The 18,685-nt window shown below is 70.0% G+C and carries 18 protein-coding genes; 16 read left to right on the top strand and 2 right to left on the bottom strand.

Features of this window, described 5'->3' with window-relative positions:
- The first annotated feature begins 594 nt into the window (after positions 1-594).
- The 13 genes from R0232_RS45340 to R0232_RS45400 all read left to right on the top strand — a co-directional run bounded on the left by R0232_RS45340 (position 595) and on the right by R0232_RS45400 (position 13,920).
- Entirely contained in the window at positions 595-1,374 is a 780-nt protein-coding gene (locus tag R0232_RS45340) for a sulfite exporter TauE/SafE family protein (protein WP_296783803.1), read from the top strand.
- Between the two features lie 207 nt (positions 1,375-1,581).
- On the top strand, positions 1,582-3,078 hold the full coding sequence (locus R0232_RS45345) for an ATPase domain-containing protein (protein ID WP_208512860.1): 1,497 nt from the start codon (positions 1,582-1,584) through the stop codon (positions 3,076-3,078).
- Between the two features lie 10 nt (positions 3,079-3,088).
- On the top strand, positions 3,089-4,780 hold the full coding sequence (locus R0232_RS45350; protein WP_431513721.1) for a response regulator: 1,692 nt from the start codon (positions 3,089-3,091) through the stop codon (positions 4,778-4,780).
- A gap of 14 nt (positions 4,781-4,794) precedes the next feature.
- A complete protein-coding gene (locus R0232_RS45355; protein WP_431513722.1) occupies positions 4,795-5,334 on the top strand; it encodes an AAA family ATPase in 540 nt (179 codons plus the stop codon).
- 57 nt (positions 5,335-5,391) lie between these two features.
- Positions 5,392-6,420 (top strand): cupin domain-containing protein, encoded by a 1,029-nt coding sequence (locus R0232_RS45360; RefSeq protein WP_431513723.1) that lies wholly within the window; start codon positions 5,392-5,394, stop codon positions 6,418-6,420.
- A 61-nt stretch (positions 6,421-6,481) separates the two neighbouring features.
- The gene (locus R0232_RS45365; RefSeq protein ID WP_398500710.1) at positions 6,482-7,066 is read left to right on the top strand and encodes a carboxymuconolactone decarboxylase family protein; all 585 of its coding nucleotides are present in this window, start codon (positions 6,482-6,484) and stop codon (positions 7,064-7,066) included.
- Positions 7,056-8,132: an acyl-CoA dehydrogenase family protein gene (locus R0232_RS45370; protein ID WP_431513724.1), complete on the top strand. Its 1,077-nt coding sequence runs from the start codon at positions 7,056-7,058 to the stop codon at positions 8,130-8,132. The genes R0232_RS45365 and R0232_RS45370 overlap by 11 nt, the downstream gene beginning before the upstream one ends.
- Complete coding sequence (locus R0232_RS45375) at positions 8,129-8,992, top strand: ABC transporter ATP-binding protein (RefSeq protein WP_431513725.1); 864 nt, start codon at positions 8,129-8,131, stop codon at positions 8,990-8,992. Before R0232_RS45370 ends, R0232_RS45375 begins: the two co-directional genes overlap by 4 nt.
- On the top strand, positions 8,989-10,251 hold the full coding sequence (locus R0232_RS45380; RefSeq protein ID WP_431513726.1) for an ABC transporter substrate-binding protein: 1,263 nt from the start codon (positions 8,989-8,991) through the stop codon (positions 10,249-10,251). The genes R0232_RS45375 and R0232_RS45380 overlap by 4 nt, the downstream gene beginning before the upstream one ends.
- A gap of 1 nt (position 10,252) precedes the next feature.
- Entirely contained in the window at positions 10,253-11,026 is a 774-nt protein-coding gene (locus tag R0232_RS45385; protein ID WP_431513727.1) for an ABC transporter permease, read from the top strand.
- Between the two features lie 50 nt (positions 11,027-11,076).
- Positions 11,077-11,307, top strand: a complete 231-nt coding sequence (locus R0232_RS45390) for an antitoxin (protein WP_431513728.1) — start codon at positions 11,077-11,079, stop codon at positions 11,305-11,307.
- Positions 11,308-11,712 carry a type II toxin-antitoxin system tRNA(fMet)-specific endonuclease VapC gene (gene vapC, locus R0232_RS45395; RefSeq protein WP_431513729.1) on the top strand — a complete coding sequence of 135 codons (405 nt, stop codon included), beginning with the start codon at positions 11,308-11,310 and terminating at the stop codon, positions 11,710-11,712.
- A 54-nt stretch (positions 11,713-11,766) separates the two neighbouring features.
- The gene (locus tag R0232_RS45400; RefSeq protein WP_431513730.1) at positions 11,767-13,920 is read left to right on the top strand and encodes a tripartite tricarboxylate transporter substrate-binding protein; all 2,154 of its coding nucleotides are present in this window, start codon (positions 11,767-11,769) and stop codon (positions 13,918-13,920) included.
- A 44-nt stretch (positions 13,921-13,964) separates the two neighbouring features.
- Here R0232_RS45400 and R0232_RS45405 read toward each other — a convergent pair whose 3' ends face one another.
- Both R0232_RS45405 and R0232_RS45410 read right to left on the bottom strand, forming a co-directional pair.
- Positions 13,965-15,164: an MFS transporter gene (locus R0232_RS45405; protein WP_431513731.1), complete on the bottom strand. Its 1,200-nt coding sequence runs from the start codon at positions 15,162-15,164 to the stop codon at positions 13,965-13,967.
- Positions 15,165-15,251: 87 nt separating this feature from the next.
- Entirely contained in the window at positions 15,252-15,875 is a 624-nt protein-coding gene (locus tag R0232_RS45410) for a TetR/AcrR family transcriptional regulator (RefSeq protein ID WP_296783774.1), read from the bottom strand.
- A 487-nt stretch (positions 15,876-16,362) separates the two neighbouring features.
- On the opposite strand from R0232_RS45410, the gene R0232_RS45415 reads away from it, so the two are divergent.
- The 3 genes from R0232_RS45415 (at position 16,363) to R0232_RS45425 (ending at position 18,561) form a co-directional block, all read left to right on the top strand.
- A complete protein-coding gene (locus R0232_RS45415; RefSeq protein ID WP_431513732.1) occupies positions 16,363-16,965 on the top strand; it encodes an STN domain-containing protein in 603 nt (200 codons plus the stop codon).
- 3 nt (positions 16,966-16,968) lie between these two features.
- Positions 16,969-17,496: an RNA polymerase sigma factor gene (locus tag R0232_RS45420; RefSeq protein WP_431513733.1), complete on the top strand. Its 528-nt coding sequence runs from the start codon at positions 16,969-16,971 to the stop codon at positions 17,494-17,496.
- Positions 17,497-17,568: 72 nt separating this feature from the next.
- The gene (locus tag R0232_RS45425) at positions 17,569-18,561 is read left to right on the top strand and encodes a FecR family protein (protein ID WP_431513734.1); all 993 of its coding nucleotides are present in this window, start codon (positions 17,569-17,571) and stop codon (positions 18,559-18,561) included.
- Positions 18,562-18,685 lie beyond the last annotated feature (124 nt).

Genomic DNA, 18,685 nt, shown 5'->3' on the forward strand with positions numbered 1-18,685 from the left:
GGGAGCTCCAACCGGGAAGGCGCAATGGCATGCCGCCAGGGCCCCGGCATCACGGTGTCCGCATCCGGTGCTGTCGCGGCAAGGGCCATGGTCGGGGTTTCTGGTTGTCGCTGGCGGCATGCCTTGCGCTCGAATCCTGGATGGTGGCGAGAGAGCGTAAAGGCTGCTTGCGCGCCGCGACAATTGGTCAGGATGCGCTGCGATCTCCGGAAAAAAGTGTGATCTTTGGCGCGGGTTTTCTGCCCGGCCGACCCTTGATCGGGGCCGTGATCTGGTTCGGTGATGGCGGGAACCGCGGGCTCGAGACCGCCTTTCCGATGAGGCGTTCGGGCCGCGCGTGTCCCGGCGGCCCGGGCCCTCGCTGGTGGCCTACTTATAATTCACGGCCGATGTCGCCCCTGACATCCCCCTCGAAATGCAGGCGCCTCCTCTCGCGATCGCGCCTCCCCCGCTTCCCCATGCCTTCGCCCGTGTCCCCGTTCGTTTCCGATCCAGCCGGATCGCTTCCCACGCATCGCCCCTCGCTCCCGCGGCCTCGCAACGGCTTTGTCGACGCACCAGCGCTGAACGCCCCGCGCCGCTGAAGCCCGCCCCGTGCAAGACCTTCTCTCCGGCGCCCCGCCGGTGCTGGCCTTCATGGCCTGCGTCGCCCTCGCCACCTACGCCCAGAACCTCACCGGCTTCGCCTTCAGCCTGATCCTGCTCGGCCTGGTCTCGGTGTTCCATATCGCGAGCGTCAGCGACGCGGCCAATGCGGCCACGGTGCTGAGCCTGATCAATGCCTGGACCTACTTCCGCGCCCGGCCCGGCCCGGTGCCCTGGCAGCTGATGAAGCCGGCGCTCAACGGCAGCACCGTGGGCGTGATCGTCGGGCTGATGCTGCTGACCTGGCTCAGCGGCAGCGCGGTCGACTGGCTGCGCGCGCTGCTGGGGGTGTCGATCCTCGGCTGCGCGGTGCTGCTGGTGCTGCAGGCGAAGCCGCTGCCCGCGATCTCGGGGCGCAAGAGCTTCGCCATCGTCGGCTGCCTCTCGGGCGTGCTCGGCGGGCTGTTCTCGAGCTCGGGGCCGCCGATCGTGTTCCACATGTACCGGCAGCCGCTGGACCGCGAGCTGGTGCGGCGCGCGCTGCTGCTGATGTTCGCGTTCAACTCGCTGGTGCGGCTCGTGATCGTGGTGCCGACCGGGCACTTCTCGTGGCGCGCCGCGCTGCTCGCGGCCTGCGCGATGCCGGTGGTCTACGGGGCCACGCGGCTGCATCACCGGCTGCCCAACCGGCTGCAGCCGCGCACGCTCAAATGGCTGGTGGGCGGACTGCTGGCTGCCGCGGGTTCGACGCTGTTCGCCGCGGCCTGGGCCGCGATCGCGCACGGCTGAGCGCCACCGATCGCGGTGGCATGGCGCCGCCGCGCGGGGCCTTCACGAGGCGGCGGCTTACACGCGAAGTGCCCGAACCGCCCCTGTCGCGGTGCATGCCGCATTGGAAAATCCGGCCAGAACCTCCCCAGGTCGTTCGCGTTGCACGAAGACAGGCTCCGGTCGCCCCGGGCGTGTGTTCCTTCCAAAAAAACCGCCCTCGCTGTCATGCCATCCTCGTCATCCCTCACCTCCACGGGAATTCCCGGCCTCGACGACATCCTGGGCGGCGGGTTGCCCGCGCAGCACCTCTACCTGGTCGAGGGCACGCCGGGCACGGGCAAGACCACGCTCGCGCTGCAGTTCCTGCAGGCCGGTCGCGCCGCGGGCGAGCGCGGGCTCTACGTCACCTTGTCCGAAACCTCCGAGGAACTGACGCAGGTCGCGGCCTCGCATGGCTGGTCGCTCGACGGCATCGAGGTCTACGACCTGGTGAGCGACGAGGGGCTCAGCGAGGAGGCCGAGCAGACGGTGCTGCATCCGTCGGAGTTCGAGCTCGGCGAGACCACGCGCGACGTCATGCGCCTGGTCAACGAACAGAAGCCGCAGCGCGTGGTCTTCGACAGCCTGTCGGAGATGCGGCTGCTGGCCCAGAGCGCGCTGCGCTACCGGCGCCAGATCCTCGCGCTCAAGCGCTTCTTCGCGCAGCGCGGCTGCACGGTGCTGATGCTCGACGACCGCTCGGGCGGCGATGGCGACCAGCACCTGCACAGCATCGCGCACGGCGTGCTGCACCTGGAGCAGAACACCAACGACTATGGCGCCGACAAGCGGCGGCTGCGCGTGGTGAAGCTGCGCGGCGTGAAGTTCCGCAGCGGCGAGCACGACTTCAACCTCGACCGCGGCGGGCTGCAGGTGTTTCCGCGGCTGGTGGCCAGCGAGCACGAGCAGAAGATCGACGAGCGGCTGGTCTCGACGGGCACCGCGGCGCTCGACGCCCTGCTCGGCGGTGGCCTGACGCCCGGCAGCAGCCTGCTGCTGGCCGGGCCGGCGGGCGTGGGCAAGACCACCACCGCGATCAGCTGCGCCGTGGCCGCCGCGCGGCGCGGTTCGAAGGTCGCCTACTACCTGTTCGACGAAGGCCTGGGCACGCTGCGGCAGCGCTCGCGGGCGCTGGGGCTCGACGTCGAGCCCTACATGAGTTCGGGCCACATCTCGATCCGCACGCTGGATCCGGCCGAGGTCTCGCCGGGCCAGTTCGCGCATTCGGTGCGCATGGCGGTGGAGCAGGACGGCGTGCAGATGGTGGTGATCGACAGCCTCAATGCCTACCTGCACGCCATGCCCGGCGGCAAGTACCTGATACTGCAGATGCACGAGCTGCTGGCCTACCTGAACCTGCGCGGGCTCACCACGCTGCTGATTCTGTCGCTGCATGGCACCGTGGGCGAGGTGCGCGCCGACGTGGACCTGAGCTACCTGAGCGACGCGATGCTGAACTTCAGGTACTTCGAGGCGCGCGGCAACCTGCTGAAGGCGATCTCGGTGATCAAGAGCCGCACCAACGCGCACGAGCAATCGATCCGCGAGTTCCGCCTCGGACCGCACGGCGTCGAGGTCGGCAAGGCACTGAGCGACTTCCAGGGGGTGCTGTCGGGCGCGGCCCGCTACACGGGCACGCAGCCTCTGCTGGGCGATAGCGATATCGCCACGCCGACCCCATGAAAGGGCCGGTGTGGAAGACCGCATCCTGATCCTCGCGCCGCGCGGCCGGGATGCGCAGGTGATCCGGGCCGTGCTCGAAGGCCAGGCCATCGAATGCCTGGTCTGCCCCGACGCGTCGTCGCTGCTGGCGGAACTGGAGACCGCGGCCGCGGCCGCGATCGTGACCGAGGAGTCGCTGGCGGGCGGCTTCGACGGCGCGCTCGGCGCCTGCCTGGCGCGGCAACCGGCCTGGTCCGACCTGCCCTTCGTGGTGCTGGCGATGCGCCAGTCGGGGCGGCGTTCGGCCAGCGCGCAGGCCTCGCTGCAGCAACTGGGCAACTCGGTGCTGCTCGAGCGGCCGCTCAATCCCGAGACGCTCGCGAGCGCCGCGCGTTCCGCCCTGCGCGCGCGCCAGCGGCAGTACGCCACGCGCCGCCACCTGAACGACATCGAGGCCGCCAAGGCCACGGTCGAGCGGCTCAATGCCGAGCTCGAAGGGCGCATCGCCACCCGCACGGCCGAGCTCGCGGGTGCCAACGACTGGCTGATGCGCGAGATCGCCGAGCGCGAACGGCTGCAGGCCAACGTGGTGCAGGGCCAGAAGCTCGAGGCCATCGGCCGGCTCACGGGCGGCATCGCGCACGACTTCAACAACCTGCTGCACGTGGTCAACCTCAACCTGGAGTTCATCGCGCGGCTGGCGCCCGAGGGCAAGCTGACCGACTACGCGCGCCGCGCGAAGGAGTCGGTGGCGCGCGGCTCGCGCCTGACCGGGCAGCTGCTGTCGTTCGCGCGGGCGCGCAGCCTGGTGCCGCGGCTGCATGGCGTGAATGCGCTGGTCACCAATCTGCGCGAGCTCATCGAGGTCTCGGTCGGCTCGAAGGTGCGGGTGGCATTCGATCTCTGGCCCAGCGAACTCTGGGTGATGCTCGATGGCGCGCAACTCGAGATGGCGCTGCTGAACATGTCGGTGAACTCGCGCGACGCGATGCCCGAGGGCGGGCAACTGACCATCCGCACGGCATTGGCGAGCGCGCCCGACGGTTCGCCGCAGGTGCTGGTGAGCGTAGAGGACACCGGCAGCGGCATACCGAGCGCGGTGCTGTCGAAGGTATTCGATCCCTTCTTCACCACCAAGGCCAACGGCCACGGCACGGGGCTGGGGCTGAGCCAGGTCTACGGCTTCGCCAGCCAGTCGGGCGGCCAGGCCGAGATCCGCAGCACGCCGGGCGAGGGCGCGACCGTGACCTTGCGCTTTCCGCTGTCGCAGCCCGACGAGGTCGCCGGCGCCGCATCGACGGCCCAGGGCAACGGCGCCGCGCCCGCCAGAGGAGACCCGCGCTGCGAGGTGCTGGTGGTGGAGGATGACACCGAGGTCCGCCAGGGCATCGCCGAAGGCCTGCGCCTGCTGCAGTACACCGTGCGCGAGGCCAGCGACGGCCACAGCGGCCTGCAGGAGCTGCAGCGCCGCCGGCCCGACCTGCTGATGGTCGACTACCTGATGCCGGGCATGAACGGCGCCGAGCTCGCGGCGGCCGCGCGCCGGCTCTATCCGCAGATGCCCGTGCTGGTCGCGACCGGCTATGCCGACATGGCGGAGGTGCAGAAGGTGGTGGGTTCGCACTCCGTGCTGCGCAAGCCCTTCGACCTCGAAACGCTCAGCGGCGCCGTGAGCGCGGAGCTCGGCCGCGCGCGGATCACGCTGCAGGCCGCCGGCGGTTGATATGCTGCGCGGCCATGACGAGTGCCCCCTTCGCCACGCTGATCGTGCTCGCCGGCCTGCCCGGCGTCGGCAAGACGCAGGTGGCGCGCGCCATCGTCGCGCAGCGGCCCGCGGTGTTTCTGCGCATCGATGCGATAGAGCAGGCGATCGCCGCGACACGGGCACAGCACGGCGGTAGCGTCGGCATCGAAGGCTATGCCGTGGCCTATGCGCTGGCGCGTGCCAACCTCGCGCTCGGGCAGACCGTGGTGGCCGACAGCGTCAATCCGCTCGAGGTCACGCGCGCGGCCTGGCGCGAGGTCGCGCGTTCCACCGGCGCAGCGTCGATCGAGGTCGAGCTGGTCTGCGCCGACGTCGTCGAGCACCGGCGTCGCGTCGAGACGCGTGCCAGCGACCTGCCGGGCCTGGTGCCGCCGACCTGGGCCTCGGTGCAGGCCCACGACTACGCGCCCTGGTCCACGCCGCGGCTGGTGATCGACACGGCCCGGTTCTCGTCCGACGAGGCCGCGCGGCGCATCCTGGCCGCCTGCGCCTTGCCCATTTCCGGGTCATAAGCTCACAGCGATTCGTTCTTTGGCGCCGCGCGCGGCCTCGGCCACACTGGCGGGCCCATGCCTTCCCTCACCGTCATTCCCGACGCAGCCAGCCCGTCGGCCGATGCCGGGTTCGATGCCCAGGCCGACCGGGTGGCCGACTGGCTGCTCGGCAGCCTCGAGTGGAACGCCACGCTGTTCCACGTGGGCCAGTACTGCGGCCGCTGGCGCGCCTCGACGGCGGGCCGTGCGCGCGCGAGCTTCCACCTGATCCTCGAGGGCCGCTGCTGGCTGCACCGGCCGGGGCTCGAATCGGTGGCGCTGTCGCCGCGCGACGGCGTGTTCCTGATGCGCGACGTGCCGCATTTCCTCTCGCCCTATGCCGACCCCGGCATCGACTGCGCGCCGCGCGCGATGCAGCCGCTGTCGGCCAGCCCCGCGCTTGGCGAAACGGCATTGGCCTGCGGCTTCTTCTCGTTCGACGGGCCGCTGCGCGACCTGGTCGCGCAGTCCTTTCCCGATTGCCTGGTGCTGCGCGCCGACGATCTCGCGATGGCCTCGGCCGCGACCCTGTTCGACCTGATGCGCAGCGAGGCGCTGCGCGCCGGCACCGAGCCCTCGGTGCTGATGGACCGGCTGGCCGGCCTGCTGTTCTTCTATGGCCTGCGCCACGTGGCGCGCAGCGACGCGAACGCGCGCGGCTTCTGGGGCCTGCTGCGCCGGCGCGGCTTCGCGCCCTTGCTGGCGGCGCTGCTGCAGTCGCCCGAGCGGCCCTGGAGCGTGGCCGACATGGCGCAGCGCGTGCACCTCTCGCGCGCGGCCTTCTTCCGCCAGTTCGGCGAGGCCTGCGGCCAGTCGCCGCTGCAGTTCCTGCAGCTGCTGCGCATGCAGATCGCGGCGCGCAAGCTGACGCAGGGCGAGTCGATCGCGCAGGCCGCCGAGGCCGTGGGCTATGACTCCTATGCCGCCTTCTCGCGCACCTTCAAGCGCGTGATCGGCGAGCAGCCGGGCGCCTGGCAGCGCGCGCGCCGGCTCGACCGCAGCGAGGCCGCCGGCGTGACCGCGGGCGAGACGAACCGGCACAGATCCGAGACGCCCGGTCATTGATGCCCGCGGGCGCGCCGTGAAGAATCGGTGCCAGTTTCCGCACACCACGAGCCGCACCGACATGACACGCCTGACCCTGCACACCGAGACCTCCGCGCCCGAAGCCAGCCGTGCGCTGGTGGCGCGCGCCGCCGCCAACAACGGCTTCCTGCCGAACCTGATCGGCATCCTCGCCAATTCGCCGCAGGCGCTCGAGACCTACCTCGGCGTGGCCCAGACCACCGCGCGCGGCGAACTCACGCTGGCCGAGCGCGAGGTGCTGCAGATCACGGCCGCGCGCATCCACGGTTGCGACTTCTGCGTGGCCGGCCATTCGGCCGCGGCGCTCAAGCAGGCCAAGCTGCCGGCCTCGTCGGTGGTGGCGCTGCAGCGCGGCGAGGCCACGGGCGAGGCGCGGCTCGATGCGGTGCGCGCCTTCACCGAGGCCGTGATCGCGAGCCGCGGCAAGGTGAGCGACGAGGCGCTCGCGGCTTTCCGCGGCGCGGGCTTCTCCGAGCGCCAGGTGCTCGAGGTGGTGCTCGGCGTGAGCCTGGCCACGCTGTGCAACTTCGCCAACAGCCTGGCCGGCAGCGCGGTCAATCCGCAACTGCAGCCCTACCTGCCCGAGAACCTGCGCGCCGACGCAGCGCCCGCCCATGCTGGCTGAGGCCGACCGGCACTGGCTCGACGCGCAGGCCGAGGCGCTCGACAGCGACAACGCGCAGGCGTACGCGGTGCTGCCGCGGCTCGCGGGCGCGCAGCTGTTCGGGCTCGGCGTGCCGCGCGCGATCGGCGGGCAGGGCGGCGACGTGCGCGATGCCATCGAGGCCATCGCCGCGGTGGCCGGCCATTCGCTCGCGGCGGCCTTCACCTTCTGGGGCCAGCGCGTCTTCATCGAATACCTGCTGCAGTCGCCCAACCAGGCGTTGCGCGAGCGCTGGCTGCCCGCGCTGCTCGACGGCTCGCTGGCCGGTGCCTCGGGGCTGTCGAACGCCATGAAGTTCCTCGGCGGCATCGAGGCGCTGCAGATCACGGCCACGCGGCAGGAGGGCGCGCCCGGCTGGCGGCTCGACGGCAGCGTGCCGTGGTGCACCAACCTGCGGCCGCAGGGCTTCGTGGCCGCGGTGGTGGTGCAGCGTGCCGATGGCGGCGCGCCGCTCGTGGCCGCGCTGCAGGGCGGGCAGGCGGGCGTGGAACGCAGCGCCGACCTCGACCTGATCGCGCTGCGCGGCAGCAACACCGCCTCGCTGCGCATCGAAGGCGCGCGCCTCGCGGCCGACGAACTGATCCACGACGATGCCAACCGCTTCCTGCCCACGGCGCGGCCCGAGTTCCTCGGCCTGCAATGCGGGCTGTCGATCGGGCTCGCGCGCGCCGCGCTCGCGACCGCGGCGCAGATCGGCGGCGCCGGTCGCGCGGTGCTCGACGCACCGCTGGCCGAACAGCGGCAGGCGCTCGATGCCACGGTCGATGGGCTCTACGCGGGCATCGCCGATGGCCGCTTCCGCACCCAGCCCGAGGCGCTGTTCCGCGCCCGGCTCGCGCTGGCCGACATCGCGCAGGCCGCGGTGCAGCTCGAGCTGCAGGCCAGCGGCGGCCGCGGCTACCACCGCGACCAGCCGCTGAGCCTGGCACGGCACTGGCGCGAGGTGGCGTTCGTGCCGATCGTGACGCCGAGCGTGGTGCAACTGCGTGGCGAACTCGCGCGCCGCGCGGCGCAGTCCGCATCGTGAGCGCCCTGGCTGCCGAGATCGGCCTCGACGAGGCCGCGAACGCGCCGCACCCGGTGCTCGAGGCACGCGATCTGGCCTTCGGCTTCGATGCGGCGCGGCCGGTGTTCAGCGGCGTGTCGCTCGCGGTGGCGCCGCGCGAGATCGTCTGCCTGCTCGGTGGCAGCGGCTGTGGCAAGTCCACCTTGCTGCGCCAGCTCGCGCGGCTCGAGGTGCCCGGCGTCGGGCATGCCGAGGGCGAGATCCGTTTTCTCGGCGAGGCCTCGAGCGCACCGCATCCGCGCGCGGCGCTGGTGTTCCAGCAGCCGGGCCTGCTGCCATGGCTCGACGCCGCGCGCAACGTGGGCTTCGGGCTCGACTTCGCGCGCCAGCCGAAGCTCGAACGCGAGCTGCGCGCGCGCCGCGTGCACGACGCGCTCGCGGCCGTAGGGCTCGCGGGGCAGGGCGGGCTCTATCCGTCGCAGCTGTCGGGCGGCATGGCACAGCGCGTGGCGCTGGCCCGGGCACTCGCGCGCGAGCCGGTGCTGCTGCTGGCCGACGAACCCTTCTCGGCGCTCGACGCCATCACCCGCACCGAGATGCAGGAATTGCTGGTCGATGTGGTGCACCGCTGGCGCACCGCCGCGCTGCTGGTCACGCACGACATCGACGAGGCGATCCTCGTCGGCGACCGCATCCTGCTGATGGGCGAACGGCCGGGCCGCATCGTGCGCGAATGGCGCGTCGACATGCCGCGCCCGCGCAGCGATGGCGCCGCCTTCACCGCGCTGCGGCTCGACATCCTCGCCGCGCTGCAGGCCACGCGCCGTCATTCCTCCATCGAATCGCCACCCGGCATGCCAGAAAGAAAGCCCGTCGAATGACCGACCCGAATCCCGCCCATGGCGCCGCGCCGCGCGCCACCCATGTCTGCGCCTCGTCCGCCTGCGACTGCGGCCTCACGCGGCGCGACATGCTGCGGCTGTCGGCCCTGGCCGGCGCGGCGGTGGCGGCGCCCTTTCTCTCGGCCGGCGACGCGATGGCGCAAGGCTTCAAGGGCGACGACCAGCCCGTGAAGATCGGCTATTTGCCGATCACCGACGCCACGCCGCTCTTGATCGCGCATGCGCGCGGGCTGTTCGACAAGGAAGGGCTGCGTGCCGAGGCGCCGCGCATGTTCCGTTCGTGGGCGCAGATCGTCGAGGCCTTCGTCGCGGGCCAGGTCAACGTGATCCACCTGCTCACGCCGGCCACGCTGTGGGTGCGCTACGGCTCGAAGTTCCCGGCCAAGATCGCGGCCTGGAACCACGTCAACGGCTCGGCGCTCACCGTGCTGCCCGAGATCGGCAGGCTCTCCGACCTCGGCGGCAAGACCGTGGCGGTGCCGTTCTGGTATTCGATCCACAACGTGCTGCTGCAGGACATGCTGCGCGCCGAGGGTCTCAGTGCCGTCACCAAGGGCGCGGGGGCCGGCGGCGGCGTGGGTCCGAAGGAGGTCAACCTCGTGGTGCTGGCGCCGGCCGAGATGGTGTCGGCGCTGGCCGCGCGCTCCATCGCGGGCTTCATCGTGGCCGAGCCCTTCAACGCGGCGGCCGAGATCGCGGGTGTCGGCAAGGTGCTGCGCTTCTCGGGCGACGTGTGGAAGGACCATGCCTGCTGCGTCACCTTCCTGGCCGAGCGCGACATCGCCGAGAAGCCCGAGTGGGCGCAGCGCGTGACCCATGCGATCGTCAAGGCGCAGCTGTGGACACGCGACAACCGGCTCGACGCGGCACGGCTGCTGTCGAATGCCGGCGAGCGGCGCTACACGCCGCATCCGCCGCAGACCCTGGCCAAGGTGCTGGCCGCCACCGACTACGCGAGCTACGAGGCCAGCGGCGTGGTGCGCCACAAGGGCTGGAGCCAGCGGCGCATCGATTTCCAGCCCTATCCCTTCGCCTCCTACACCGAGCAGCTGGTGCGCGCCGTGCAGGGCACCCGGGTCGAGGGCGAGAACGCTTTCCTGCGCGCGCTCGATCCGAAGTTCGTGGCGCGCGACCTGGTCGACGACCGTTTCGTGCGCAAGGCGATCGAGGCCGTGGGCGGGCCGCAGGTGTTCGGCGTGGCGCCGGACTACCAGCGGCGCGAGACCATCGCGGTCTGACGTGGGCCGCCGCCTCGGACTGCCGCTGGCCGGCCTCGCGCTCGCGCTCGTGCTGTGGTGGGCCGGCAGCGCCTGGCTCGCGCAGCGCACGCCGATCGCCGCGGCCTTCGCGCCCGGACCGTCGGCGCTGGCGCTCGTGCGCCTTGTCTCTGGCCCCGACATCTGGCAGCACGCGCTGCTGAGCCTGCAGCGCGTGGCCATCGGCCTGGCGCTGGCGATCGTGTTCGGCGTGCCGCTGGGCGTGCTCACCGGGCTGTGGCGCGGCTTCGCGCAGGCCAGCACGCCGGTGTTCCAGTTCCTGCGCATGATCTCGCCGCTGTCGTGGATGCCGATCGCCGTGATGGTGCTCGGCGTGGGCGACCTGCCGGTGTATTTCCTGCTGGCCTTCGCGGCCGTGTGGCCGATCCTGCTCAACACAGCGGCCGGCGTCGCGCAACTCGACCCGCACTGGCTCACGCTCGCGCGCAGCCTGTCGGCCACGCGCCGCGAGACCGTGCTGCGCGTGATCCTGCCGGGCATCACTGCGCACCTGCTCACGGGCGTGCGGCTGGCCATCGGCATCATCTGGATCGTGCTGGTGCCGGCGGAGATGCTCGGTGTGTCGGCCGGGCTCGGGTACTTCATCCTCGACACGCGCGACCGGCTCGCGTATTCGGAGCTGATGGCGGTGATCGTGCTGATCGGGGCGCTGGGGTATCTGCTCGATGGGTTGGCGCGGTGGCTGCATGCGCGGTGGATGCATGGTGAGGGGGCTGTTGCTGCGCAGGATCGTTGACTTGGATGCGTGTAATGTATATACTTTTTGTATATACAACAGGAGGCCCCATGGCCCATGCTCGTGTCTTCCAATCAGGCAACAGCCAAGCGGTCCGCCTGCCAAGGGAATTTCGATTCGCCTCCGACGAGGTGGAGATCTTTCGCCGAGGCAACGAAGTCGTCCTGCGAGAACTGCCGGCCAGCGCGGCCGCCATATTCGACGCACTCGCCGAAATGCCCGCAGATTTCATGGCGGATGGCCGCAGCGATGCTCCTCCTCAGGAACGGGACGGGTTCTGAATGGCCATCCGCTATCTGCTCGACACCAACATCTGCATCTACATCGCCAAACACAACCCGGCCAAGGTGCGAGCTCGTTTCGAGCAACTGGCCGCCGACGCGCTGGCCATGTCGGTCATCACGCTCGGCGAGCTTCAGCATGGGGCAGAGAAAAGCCAGGCCCGTTCGAAAGCCCTGGCCGCATTGCAGCAGTTGCAAAGCGTCATCCAGGTCATGCCGCTGACGGAGGCGGTCGGGCAGCACTATGGCGAAATACGCAGCGATCTCGAGCGCAAGGGCCGGCCGATCGGCAACAACGATCTTTGGATCGCTGCCCATGCGCGTGCCGAAGCGTGGGTCCTGGTCACCAACAACGAGCGCGAGTTCAGCCGCGTCGAAGGTCTGTCGATCGAGAACTGGGCCTGATCGCCCTGAAGCTTCGACGATTCCGATGGACTGAATTCACTCCGGACCGGCGACATGGATGAAGCGATGTACAACCGCGAGCGCCTGCCTCTCTTCGCAGTCCTCCTGTGCCTTTGCATCGCCCTCGGCTCGGCCAACGCAGCGCCGCCGAGCTACCAGGACCTGCAGGCCAATCCGGGCGCCGTGCCGATGCAGCCGACCTGGCAATTGCGGCCGGTGGATGCATCAACGCCGCCCTGGAAAGACATCTTCACGTTCACCCTCGGCATCGCTCCGGACCTGATCGAACGCGTGCGTTGGCTGAGCCTGAATCCGGGAAAGAACAGCGAGCGCGCGCCCGCGCTGTTCGACGCCCTCGACGGGCGCGTGCTGTTGCTTTCACCGACGGCGCGCAGCTTCTGCGACGGCCGCTGGCAGACGGCGTGGCTGGAAAGCATCGGCATCATCGGCGTCGGCACCGCGCTCCAGCCCGCGTTCAAGGTGTGGCTCGTGGAGCAGAAGCCTGGCGGCGGTCAACGGACCACCGTGGGCATCGGGCGCATCGATGCGCAAGGGCAGTGGGCCGTGCCGCCCGTGCGTTGCGATGGCAAGGACACGACATCCATCGAGTCCCCCGCCGCTCTTTCCTACCTGATGCCCGACGAATCCAGGCCAGCGGCTTCCGACCTGCAGGTGGACACGGTCTACGCACAGCCCGGCTTGCGCGATGCCGCGGGGCAGTGGCGCACGCCGCCGCCGCCGCGTGACATCACCACAGCGCAATGGATGGACTACCAGCGGCAGATGCCGACGCCCGGGTCCACCGGCTCGGGCCTCATCGACGCGCGAGGCAGGATGGTGATCCCGTTCATCTTCGGCGGGCTGCCCGACGCGACGGCGCAGCGGCGCATCCGGCTGTGCACCGCCGTCGGGCTCGATCGCCAGCGCAACGCCAGCACGCCGCGCGCGTGCCGCTGGCAACGGCTGCACGGCGGCAACACCGACGCCGCACTGCGGCCGGCCAAGGATGCGGACACCGGCCGATGGGGCTACCGGAACGCGCAGGGCCAATGGGCGATCGCGCCGCAGTTCCAGGAGGCGCGAGCGTTCCGTCATGGCTATGCCGTCGTCGCGGGCACGTTTCCCCAGGACTGGCGGCCGCCCGGGTGGCAGGACGAGCGGCCGATCATCCGGCAGTTCCACCGCATGGGCCGCCATTGGGTGACCGAAGCCCTGGTGCGCAACGCGTCCACCGCCGGCGCATGGGAGATACGCTACGGCCTGCTCGACGAGGCGGGGCAATGGCTGGCCGCCGTGCCGCAGCCCACGTTGCACGTGACCGTGCCGTTTCCACCCGGTGGCCGCAGCAGCCACTATGCCGGGATGCTGGCGAGCCACCTGCCCAGGCTGCTGGGACGCGGCGTGCAGGTCGATCACGTGCCGCAAGCCACCGAGGCCGACTACCGCCGGCTGATGACGGAGGGCGGCAACGAGAAGGTCCTGCTCGCGGCGCTGAGGCTGCCGCGCGGAGGGATCGAGGGCGTGCACCAGGGCCCGCCGATCGATGCGCTGATGCAGGCCCTTCGTCCCGTCACGCTGCTGGCGTCGCAGCCTCTGGTGCTGGCCATCGACAGCACGAAGGCCGACACGCTGGGCATTCACGACACGGACGACCTGCTCGCCTACGCGCGGGCCCACCCCGGCAGCCTGCGCATCGGCACGGGCGAAGACGGCTGGACCGGCCACCTCGCCTTCGGCCAGTTCCGCGCGCTGAGCGGCGTCGACGTGCAACGCGTGGTCTTCAAGGGCATGTACCCCGACTCGGACGTCATCACGAAGGCGCATGCGGTGGACCTGCTGTTCGCGCCCGTGAACGGCGTGGCGGTCGCGGTACGGCGCGGCCAGTTGCGCGTGCTCGGCACCACCGCCGATCCGGCGCGCCCGCAAAGCTTCGACGGTGTGCCGTGGCCGACGCTGGCCTCGAGCGCGCCCCTGGCCGGCTACGCGACGTACGACCACTTCAGCCTCTGGGCACCGGCGAATTCGGATGCCGCGTCCAATCGCACCGTGCAGCAAGCCGTGGCCCAGGTGCTGGCCAGGCCCGAGGTGCAAAAGCAGCTGCAAGACCTTCAGGTCGTCGGCGGCGGCGGTTCACCCGAGAGCTTGCTGGCGCTGGAAGACGAAGAGCGCGAACGCTGGCTGCGTGCGCTTTCCTCGTCGGGGCGTTGATCGCGCTGTCGGGTCTTCGGGCGTGACGGCCTCGACCGTCGCGCTCACTCCGTCGCGAACCACGCCAGCGCCATCGCCGGCAACGCGAACCCGATCCACGACGCCAGCGGCCATCCGCCCTTCACATAGGCCCAGGCACCGAGTGCCGACCCCACCGCACCGCCGAGGAAGAAGGTGGCCATATAGAGGCCGTTGAGCCGCGAGCGGAGTTCGGCACCGAGGCCGAAGATCGCGCGCTGCCCCAGGGTCATGTTGGCCGCCACGCCGAAGTCCAGCACCACCGCCGCGACCACCAGCAGGCCCAGCGACAGCGGCGATCCGCCATGGGTGAAGTGGGCCAGCAGGAAGCTGCCCGCCACCGCGAGCATGGCGCCGATGGTCGCGCCGCGGCTCCAGCCGCGGTCGGCGGCACGGCCGACCAAGGGCGCGGCCACGGCGCCCGCCACGCCCACCAGCGCGAAGAGGGCGATCTCGGCCTGCGACAGCCCGTAGGCGCTGCTCGCCAGCAGCAGCGGCGTGACGGTCCAGAACAGGCTGAACGACGCGAACAGGAAGGCGTGATAGAGCGCGCGCCGCTGCAGGACCCGCGTGGTGCGCGCGAGCCGCACCATCGATGCGAGCAACTCGCCGTAGCGCAGCCGGTGCGACGGCATGCGCGTCGGCAGCGCCAGCGCGAGGACCAGGGCCAGCACCAGCATCAGCGCCGAGGACAGCATGAACACCATGTGCCATGACGACAGCTGCGCGACGAAGCTCGCCGCCGGCCGCGCCCCCATGATGCCCAGCATCAGCCCGCTCATCACGCTGCCGACGGCACGCCCGCGCCGGGCCTCGGGCACCAGGTGGGTGACGTAGGGCACCAGCACCTGGACCGCCACGGTGCCGAGCCCGATGAACAGCGCCGCCGCCAGGAAGGGCAGCGGATGCGTGGACAGCCCCGCGGCCAGCAGCGACAACGCATCGATGCACAGCAGGACCAGCACCAGCAGCCGGTTCTCGACCAGGTCGCCGAGCGGGACGATGAACAGCAGGCCCAGCCCGTAGCCGAGCTGCGTCAGCGTGACGATCAGGCCGGTGGCGGCGGGCGACAGCCCGAGCGCGGCGCTGATCAGTCCGGCCAGCGGCTGCGCGTAGTAGAGGTTGGCCGCGGCCAGGCCGCAGGCCGTGGCCACCAGCGGCACCAGCCAGGCATGGGGTTGCGCGGCGGTGGCGCGTGGCGTCGCCGTGTTCGTGGAGGTCGTCATGGGGAGCGAGAGAGCGTGGAAGAAAGGAGGGTGCCAAATAAGGAAATGTTCATGTCCCAAATTGGCAAAAAAAAGATCGGTCGAAGGTCAGTCGAAGATGTGCATCGCGGCCTCGGCGACCGCCAGCATCTCCTTCTTGCTGCGGCCCGTGGTGCCGACCACGCGCATGCCCTGGAGCACGCACAGCACGAGGCGCGCGGCGGTCCTGTCGTCGAGGGCGGTGGCGATCGAGCCGTCGTCCTTGCCCTGCCGGATCAGCTCCTCGAGCAGCGCCTCGTTCCGGTCGAGCGAGCGCTTGACGCGCTGCGCGACCTCGTCGTCGAGCGTGGCCAGTTCGGTGGCCGTGCCGACCACCAGGCAGCCGCGCTCGCCCTCGACGCCATGCGACGAGCCCGCGAAGAAGCCGAGCACGTTGAACAGCCGCTCGCGGCCCGTGGCGCCGCGCTCGACCTGGGCCCGGATCAGCGGATCGCGCCTCTCCTTGTAGCGGTCGAAGGCCGCGAGAAAGATGCCGCGCTTGTCCTTGAAGGCCTTGTAGACGCTGCCCGAGGTCAGCGCCATCGCGGCCGTCAGGTCGGTGATCGAGGTGCCGTGGTAGCCGCGTTCGCGAAAGACCAGCACGGCCTTGTCGAGCGCCTCGTCCATGTCGAACTCGCGCGGTCGGCCGCGGCCCCGCGTGGTGTTGACCTGGATCGAAGGGGAGGAGGACATGGGCTGTGAGTATATAGGGAATGATCGATTCCTATTATTCGGGCCGGCAAAGGCGAGGCTTTCCCGGCCGCTGAACTGCGCTCCCTAGACCTGCTCACGGGCATCCGGCTGGCCATCGGCATCAACTGGATCGTGCCGATCGGGGCGCTGGGGTGTCAGCTCGATGGATTCGCGCGCTGGCTGCATGCGCGGTGGACGCATGGGTGAGGGGGCTGCCATGCCGGCGGTCACGAGACCGTCATTCGCGAATGTGATCCTTGCAGTAGTTGAAATGCCGTCCACAAGCTTGCCGATACGATCCTCTTCTTCCTTGTCGGCTTGCGTGCATGGTGGTTGTGGGCGAGTTGTCGTACGGGGCTCTGGCCGGGGCAAGGACGACAGGCTCGTGCGAGCCGTTGCCTCTGGCCTGACGTGTACCGCAGTTTGCGTCTGCATCGCCTGGCTATCGACAGCGAAGGCGGTCGCCGCGGGCACTGACGCGCAGTCGGTGGATATCGCCACTGGCGCTTCGTCCGAATCGCAGATGCTGGACTTCGATGTGCCGGCGCAGCCATTGGTGACTGCCTTGGCGCAATACGCCACGGTGTCGGGGCGATCGGTGATGTTCATCGACGAGTGGGTGGCCGGGCGAACTTCCGCGCCGGTGCGAGGGCGCTATACCTCGCATGCAGCCTTGCGGATCTTGCTGGCCGGCACAGGCACTGCGCATGACGTGGACACCCAGCTTTCCGGTGCCTTCATACTGAAGCGTGTCGCAGGGGCGCCTGTGGTGGCATCGGCTGCCGGTTCGCAACGCCGGTACGACGCCCTGGTTCAGGCCCGTGTCTGGGAGGCATTGTGTGCCGATCTCCGCACTGCCCCCGGCCACTACCGCTCGATCCTGCAACTGCGGGTGGCCGCGTCGGGCCACATCAGCCAGGCAAGCCTGGTTTCGTCTTCGGGAGATCCTGGGCGGGATGCGGCCATGCTCGCGGCATTGGCGAATCTGAAGATGGACGGCCCACCACCAGCAGACCTGGCTCTGCCGCTCACGCTCGCCATCCTCCCGCACGACGTATTGCCCGGACCCCGCTGTGCCACGGTGCACTGACGCATGACGGAGAACGTCATCCCGCTGCTGCGCAGCTTCCTGGTTCAACGCTACGATCAGCTCAAGCAACGCTTGGCCCTGCGGCTGGGGAATGCCGAACTGGCGGAAGACGCCTTGCACGAGACTTGGCTGAAGCTGCAGCGCAGCCAGTCCATTCCGGGGCCCATTGCCACGCCCCAGGCGTACCTGCTGCGCATGGCGGTCAACCTGGCCATCGATGTGCGGCGCGCGCAGAGCCAGGTCTTGCTGTCCGACGACATCGAGGCGCTGATGAATGAACTGCCGGACCCGGCGCCCGGTCCCGCCGAGGTGGCCGAAGCCCGTTCGCAGCTGGAGGCGCTGGATGACCTTCTGTCGCGCTTGCCGCCGCGCCGCCGCGAAATCCTGCTGCTGGTTCGGCTGGAGGGCTGGTCCCAGCGGGACGTGGCCAAGCGGCTCGGTATTCCCGTACGGACCGTCGAGTACGAACTGAAAGCCGCGCAGGATTTTCTGTTCTCACGACTGGAACCGAAATCCGGCGGGTTCTCATGACGGCACGAAGAAACAGTTTGAGGATTGCGGCGTCCGCAACCGTCTACAAGGTACGGGCCCCCTGAGACCATCATGACGACGCACCCTCAACCACTGAAGCTGCCCGAGACCCTGCGCGAAGACGCACGCGCCTGGGTGCGCAAGTTGCATTCGGGCGCCGCGACGCAATGGGAGGCACAGGCGTTCCGGCGCTGGCGTGACGCAAGTCCCTTGCATCAAGCGGCGTTCATCGAGGCCCGGCAGCAGTGGCGAGTGCTTCAACCCGCGCTGAACGGTCTGGTGCGCACCGACGCCGAAGCGGCGAAACTTCACCGCGAAACCCTGCGCACGCCCGAGGCGAGCCGCCGGGCCTTCCTGGGCGCGGCTGGAGCGGCAGCCGTGGCTGGTGTCGCGGGGGTGGCGGTCTATTCGCCCTTGGGGTTGTGGCCCGCGGCCAATGAATGGAATGCGGACTGGCGCACGGTCGCCGGCGAGCAGCGTGCGATCGCGTTGTCCGATCAGGTCGGCGTGACCTTGAACACCCGGACCAGCGTCCGCCGGCTGACCTCGGACGGCCAGACCGTGGGGCTGGAATTGCTGAACGGCGAAGCGGCGATCGAGATGCTGGCCAGTGCGCGCGACTTCAGCGTCGTGGCTGGCGCCGGCCGCAGCATTGCCGAATCGGCTCGCTTCGAGATCAGCCGCCTGGAAGGACGGGTGTGCGTGACCTGCCTGGCGGGGCGCGTACGCATCGAGCATCCGGCCGGCGACCGCCTGCTGCTCGCACGCCAGCAAGCGGTCTACCGCGATCACTCGATCAGCGGCATCGCCACCGTCGACCCCAAGGTGGCTTCTGCCTGGCGGCGCGGTGAACTCGTGTTCAAGCAGGTCCCCTTGTCTGCGGTGCTGGATGAGATCAATCGCTACCGCCCCGGGCGTGTGGTCCTGATGGTGGATTCGCTGCGGGAGAAAACGGTCACCGCGACCTTCAGGCTCGACCGTCTCGATCTGGCATTGCTCCAGATGCAGCGTTCCTTCGGCTTGAACGCCCGGTCGCTCCCCGCCGGTGTGCTGGTCCTGAGCTAGGGGCAGGTCCCGGGGTCGGGTGGTGACCCTGTCTCGATGTCGCGTCGGGTCCACGTCGAATGATCGGTGGCGTTGTCGAGGCTTCTCATGGTTGTCGTGCGCAGTCACTGTGAAGCTTTCGTGA

It is taken from the genome of Variovorax sp. DAIF25 (assembly GCF_050711835.1).
Taxonomy (GTDB): Bacteria; Pseudomonadota; Gammaproteobacteria; order Burkholderiales; family Burkholderiaceae_C; genus Variovorax.